At 59.6% G+C, this 5,634-nt stretch carries 5 protein-coding genes; 4 read left to right on the plus strand and 1 reads right to left on the minus strand.

Translation table 11 applies throughout. The features are described from left to right. Nucleotides 1-739 precede the first annotated feature (739 nt). Together WCA53_RS23105 and WCA53_RS23110 are read left to right on the plus strand one after the other, a co-directional pair. The gene (locus tag WCA53_RS23105) at nucleotides 740-1,168 is read left to right on the plus strand and encodes a DUF3304 domain-containing protein (protein WP_423915946.1); all 429 of its coding nucleotides are present in this window, start codon (nucleotides 740-742) and stop codon (nucleotides 1,166-1,168) included. 21 nt (nucleotides 1,169-1,189) lie between these two features. Then, entirely contained in the window at nucleotides 1,190-2,803 is a 1,614-nt protein-coding gene (locus tag WCA53_RS23110) for a T6SS phospholipase effector Tle1-like catalytic domain-containing protein (protein ID WP_423915948.1), read from the plus strand. 166 nt (nucleotides 2,804-2,969) lie between these two features. Here the strand turns inward: WCA53_RS23110 and WCA53_RS23115 are convergent, their stop codons facing one another. Continuing rightward, nucleotides 2,970-3,770: an inositol monophosphatase family protein gene (locus tag WCA53_RS23115; RefSeq protein ID WP_423915951.1), complete on the minus strand. Its 801-nt coding sequence runs from the start codon at nucleotides 3,768-3,770 to the stop codon at nucleotides 2,970-2,972. A 427-nt stretch (nucleotides 3,771-4,197) separates the two neighbouring features. On the opposite strand from WCA53_RS23115, the gene WCA53_RS23120 reads away from it, so the two are divergent. Continuing rightward, nucleotides 4,198-4,971 carry an RNA methyltransferase gene (locus tag WCA53_RS23120; protein ID WP_423915953.1) on the plus strand — a complete coding sequence of 258 codons (774 nt, stop codon included), beginning with the start codon at nucleotides 4,198-4,200 and terminating at the stop codon, nucleotides 4,969-4,971. Nucleotides 4,972-5,150: 179 nt separating this feature from the next. Beyond that, a partial coding sequence (gene cysE, locus WCA53_RS23125; RefSeq protein WP_423915955.1) for a serine O-acetyltransferase occupies nucleotides 5,151-5,634 on the plus strand: 484 nt, incomplete at its 3' end.

The raw sequence follows: 5,634 nt of genomic DNA on the forward strand, positions 1-5,634 counted from the left end.
CCCTTGGGTGCCTGGACAATCTCAAAGCTGGCCTTCCTTGAGCGTCTCGAAACCATTCATCTGAATCGCTGAGAAATAGTGGGCGTCCCGCCGCAAAAACCAATGGCATCGAACGCTAAATGTTCGGTGCGTCGGCTTATTTTCGGATTTGTCTGATATTCACAGATTTTCGTTCCCGGCATTTTTATCCCGGAATTAAGCGGCCATGCATCAAGAGTCTTAGTCAAAGTGGATTTCGCAAAACTGGCGACTAATCGGACAGAGATCTGTCGATGAAACTGCATCCGTACAAGGATGTCTCGCTCAGCTTGAGCGTAGATCTTCTGGCGCGTGATCGGTACGGCCAAGTTGACGGTATCTGCGCACGAAGCCTACCTGGGCAGTATCGATGGCGTTTGCAACCAATCGCATACGCGGTGTCCACAAACGAACAATAAGAAAGGAATTCTCGATGAGAGCTCGTCACGCCCTCGCACCCGCCGCTGTTGTCGACCTGAGCAGGGCTGCTCGGCCGGGCCAAAAAAAGCGGCTAGACGGTAAATCTAAACGGAAACCGGAGAGCTGTTTTCTATGCACGCTATTTCCGAAGCTCGCACGTTTCTTTTGCCACACCGGCAAAAGCGCCTGTCGCGAATTCCAAAATCCACTGAACGAGCAAGCGCGGTCTAGCGGCGGGGAGCCTTGTCATGTTGCGGCATCAAGGTGCGCGGTTGCGTTGTCAGCCTGCGCGGTGCTCTCAGTGTCGGCGTGCGCTGGCGTTTCGCCGCTGTCCGATGACCCCTTCGACAGCTCCGAACCGGGTCTCACGTTGGTTCCCGTCAATCACACCGACCGCTACGCCCTTAACGTGTTCGCCGACAAGTACTGGGCCGCCGATGTTCCACCAGAGGGAGGTGGTGGCTCCCGCACATGCTGCTACCCCGGCCTTAAGGACTGGAGCAAGCCGGTTACGGTGCGCTGGACGTGGGGTACGGAATCCGATCCAAAGACAAAATTTATTCTGAGGGCGCCCGAAAAGCATTCGGTCGTAGTGCATTTCCCGGCAGGCGGACCAAGCCGCAACGACGACATGTCAAAAGACGAAGCCTACTTGTGCGTGATCCTGCGCGACACCGACCGCGCCGAACTCGCATTTTCGACCAGCGGCCGCGGCTGCTTCAATAAATAAGCGATAAGAAAGGAGTTCCCGATGACAGTTCGTCACGCGCCCGCACCCGCCACTGATGGAGACCTGAGCCAGGCTGCCTGGGAGGGGAAAAGCAGGCGGATATACAGTGAAGTCAAACGGAGACCCGAAAAGCGCTTCCTTTGCACGCTGTTTCCGAAGATCACCTTCTTCTTCGACGGGACCGGCAACAATGCATATCAAGAACTGGAAAAACCAATAAGTGAGCAAGCACTGTCGAACGTGGCAAAGCTTTTTCGAGTAGCAGTAAATGACCCGAGCGGCCAAGGCGCGACACCGATATATATCCCCGGTGTCGGCACGCCGTTTCGCATTCCCCGCCGCGCTGACGGTTACACCGATCTACTGCGCGACGACAACGGCGGTCCCAGAGGTCTTGGGCTAGGCGCGGGGGGAGACATGCGTATCGAGTACGCCATCAGCGAGTTCTGCCGCATTCTTGAGCAGGACTGGAGCGAAGGTGCGCTCAATCACATGCCATACATCAACCTCGCCGTGTTCGGTTTTTCACGCGGCGCAACTGAGGCACGGGCATTCGTGAGGCGGCTGATCGAGAAGAAGTGCCAGCGCACCGACGAAGGCCTATGCTGGATCGCCGCCATGAGCTTTAAGCGCGTGCCGCTGCGGATTACGTTCATGGGTTTGTTCGACACTGTCGCTTCTGTCGGCGGTCCGTCGCTCCATCTGGACTGGGCGTCGGAGTTGGCGATCCCACCGGAAGTCGAGCGCTGCGTTCACTATGTTGCGGCGCATGAAGTAAGGCAGGCGTTCCCGCTCGATTCGGTACGCGTAGCCCGGTCCTATCCGGAGAACTGCGAAGAGGTGGTATATCCGGGCGTCCATTCGGATGTGGGCGGCGGCTACGCACTGGAACAACAGGGGCGTAGTAATCTGCTGTCGCGTATTCCGCTGCGGCATATGTACGCGGAAGCGTTGCGCGCCGAGGTGCCATTGTGGGAACCGGAAAAGGTGCAAGAGGATATTCGGCAAGACTATGCGCTGCCAGACGATGACCCGGTCAGCTCTTTATACCAGAGCTATATGGCTGCCCTACCTGCGTTGGGCGACGATGTGGAGTCACTAATACAGACTCACCGTCGTCTGCAGTTCCAGTGGCGGGGCGCACTGCACCGTAACGGTGAGGACGAGCGCGTGTTGGGAATGCTGTATGGGAACGTCGGCATGTCTGCATGTCGCGAAGCACCCGTTGCAACCGAGCTCGATCATCCGCCGTGCGCGCCGACCGAATGGACCTACGCCGTGCCGGCAAACCCGGAAAAACAGGCACTGCAATTACTGGGCGAGCAGCGGCGACTGGCCGTGCGGGTTGCGTTCCTGCGAAACCCGGTGGAAGGCCTGCGCAGAAACCATGACTGGCCATCTTCGCAGCCACGAAAGCGTACGCCTTACGAAGACTTGATCTTGTCGGCCTGGGACAACCACGCCGTCATACCTCTGCCGGTCGACACGTTCCTCGCCGAATATGTGCACGATTCCGTGGCGCATTTTTCGTCATGGCCTTGCGCGCTGTATGACACACGTGGAGTGTATTGCGATCGTGCCAAGTACTACGCGCAATATCGGACGCGCGGAAACGAGAGTCCCGCAGCGGCGTGAGCCAGGCAGCGCGCTAGTTCGTTACGCCGTGCCGGTGACACCGGGGACCCGAGTTTAAGCAAATTGCACGAGACGATCGAATTGACCACAGCGGTGCGTAGGCGTTGAAACCCCGCCCGCAAAAAAGGCGGCCTGCAGGCCGCCTTTCAATGCCTTCAATCCAGCCTTACGCGCCTTTGCGCGTGTGCGTGAACGGGTCGAGGATCTTGATCATTTGCGCGTAGACCTTCGGGTTTGCGGCCACGATTTCGCTTTGGTGCAGGAAATCCGATTCGCCCGTGTAGTTGCCCACGAGACCGCCTGCTTCCGTGATCAGCAAGCTTCCGGCGGCCACGTCCCATGCGTGGATGCCTTGTTCGAAGAACGCATCGAGGCGGCCGGCTGCCACATTGGCCAGGTCGAGCGCGGCGGCGCCTGGACGGCGCAGTCCGGCACAGGATTCGGTCATTTGCTTGAACAGTTTGCCGTACGCTTCGATGCCTTCGAGGTCGCGGAACGGGAAGCCGGTGCCGACAAGCGCGTCGGCCAGTCGGTCGAGTTTTGCGACGCGGATACGGCGTTCGTTGAGGTAGGCACCGCTGCCGCGAGAGGCGGTGAAGAGGTCGTTGCGCGTGGGGTCATAGACGACGGCTTGCGTGATGATGCCTTTGTGGGCGAGGGCGATCGAGACGCAGTAGTACTGGAAGCCGTGGATGAAGTTGGTCGTGCCGTCGAGCGGATCGATGATCCATTGATACTCGGATTCCTTGTCGTGCGTGCCGGATTCTTCGGCGAGGATCGAGTGCTTCGGATACGCCGTGGTGAGCGTTTCGATGATCGCGGCTTCCGAGGCTTTATCGACTTCCGTCACGAAGTCGTTGTGCTGTTTCTTGCTGACTTGAATCCGGTCGAGATCGAGCGACGCGCGATTGATGATCTGTCCGGCGCGGCGAGCGGCCTTGACAGCGATATTGAGCATCGGATGCATGAGAAAGTCCTTTTGGCCCAGGGTCCGGCATCAAGCGTTAAGCGTTGAGCGCGGGGCCGGGGCAGAAAAATGAGCAACGACGACTTGAATCGACGGCAACGAATTGAAGAAGAGCGGGGCGCAAACCGAGCGATTTACTTGGTCGGAATGCGCGAACCGAGCATTTTACCCGAGTCGGCGGGAGGCGGGTTCACAAGGTGAAATCGCGCGATGGGGGAGGGGTGGGTTTTGGGCGGTGCCGCCGGCGGTGAGTGTGGAATCCTTCTGCTTGCCAGCGTGATCGGCTTATCACGGATTTTCTTGGCTTATTTCTGTTGGCCCCTGTCCGCAAGCAGCGCCACCACCTATACACCCATCCGGCCAGGTCGCCGAAACCGCAGCGCAGCGATACCATGACGCTTCCTTAACCCTCGGCAACAAGAACCCCGTGGCCCCATCTCAAGAAAACCGTGCATTCGCCACGACCCGATTCGTGCTGGTCGAGCCGAGCCATCCCGGCAATGTCGGCGCTGCGGCGCGCGCCCTGAAGACGATGGGATTCTCGCAACTCGTCGTTGTGGCACCGAAAATCGCATTCGTGACGCGGGAGCCAGAAGCGATCGCAATGGCATCGGGCGCTGACGACGTGCTGGCTGCCGCGCACGTCGTAGAGACGCTAGCCGACGCCCTGAGCGGCGTCCATTGGTCGATAGCACTCACGGCGCGCACAAGGGAATACGGCCCACCGCAAATGCCCCCGCGGGCGGCGGTGGCAAAGGCGCGTGAGATGACGCAATCAAGCGGTGACTCGGGCACGCTGGCCCTCGTATTCGGCAACGAGCGCGTGGGGTTATCGAATGCGGATGTCGAACGCTGCAGCGCGCTCGCTCACATTCCGGCCAACCCGGCCTATAGCTCGTTGAACCTGGCGCAGGCAGTCCAGGTGCTGGCGTACGAACTACGCCTCACGTTGCTTGCGGAGACCGAACCGCAAGCAACGTCGTCGAGCGAGCATGCGAGCGCATCGAACGATGAAATTGAAGGAATGTACGCGCATCTGGAACAGGCGCTCGTCGCACTCGATTTCCTCGATCCCGCCAACCCCAAAAAACTCATGTCACGGTTGCGGCGGCTTTTTTCCCGCTCGGGACTTGAACACGAGGAAGTAAACATTCTTCGCGGCATCGCTAAACATGTGCTTATGCGAGTCAAGCGCAACTGAAACGCACGGGAGCCCAACGTACACGCTGACCGTTTTGTCAGCGGGGGCATCGAAGCAGAATCCTGCGGGCCGTCCTACAATCTGCAGGAACCAGAGAAACGATTCCCGAATTAGAGCTAACGCTGCCAATTCATACCCTTACGACAGCACACGTTCTTTCAGCCACCCGAGCGACCGCCATGTTCATCCGACTCCGCGAAGACATCGAAGCCATCCGTGAGCGAGATCCCGCCGCCCGCAACGCGTGGGAAGTCATCACGTGCTACCCGGGCTTTCATGCGGTGGTCCTGCACCGCGTGGCGCATGCGTGCTGGGGTGCGGGTTGGCGCTGGCTCGCGCGCTTCATCTCGCAGTTCGGGCGTTTCATGACGGGCATTGAGATCCATCCGGGCGCGACAGTCGGACGACGTGTTTTCATCGATCACGGCATGGGCGTCGTGGTCGGCGAAACGGCTGACATTGGCGACGACTGCACCATTTATCAGGGCGTGACGCTCGGCGGTACGTCGCTCGCGCGCGGCGCGAAGCGGCATCCAACGCTCGAGCGGGGCGTGATCGTGGGCGCGGGCGCGAAAGTCTTAGGCGGCTTCACAGTCGGAGCCGAGGCCAAGATCGGTTCGAACGCGGTGGTGGTGAAGCCGGTGCCGGCGGGTGGGACCGCAG

This window comes from Caballeronia sp. (assembly GCF_049581465.1).
In the GTDB taxonomy this organism is placed as follows: Bacteria; Pseudomonadota; Gammaproteobacteria; order Burkholderiales; family Burkholderiaceae; genus Caballeronia.

Bases quoted from the DNA above. Each gene is read 5' to 3' on its own strand.
- WCA53_RS23110 (WP_423915948.1), top strand. From the start codon at position 1,190: ATGACAGTTCGTCACGCGCCCGCACCCGCCACTGATGGAGACCTGAGC.
- WCA53_RS23115 (WP_423915951.1), bottom strand. From the start codon at position 3,770: ATGCATCCGATGCTCAATATCGCTGTCAAGGCCGCTCGCCGCGCCGGA.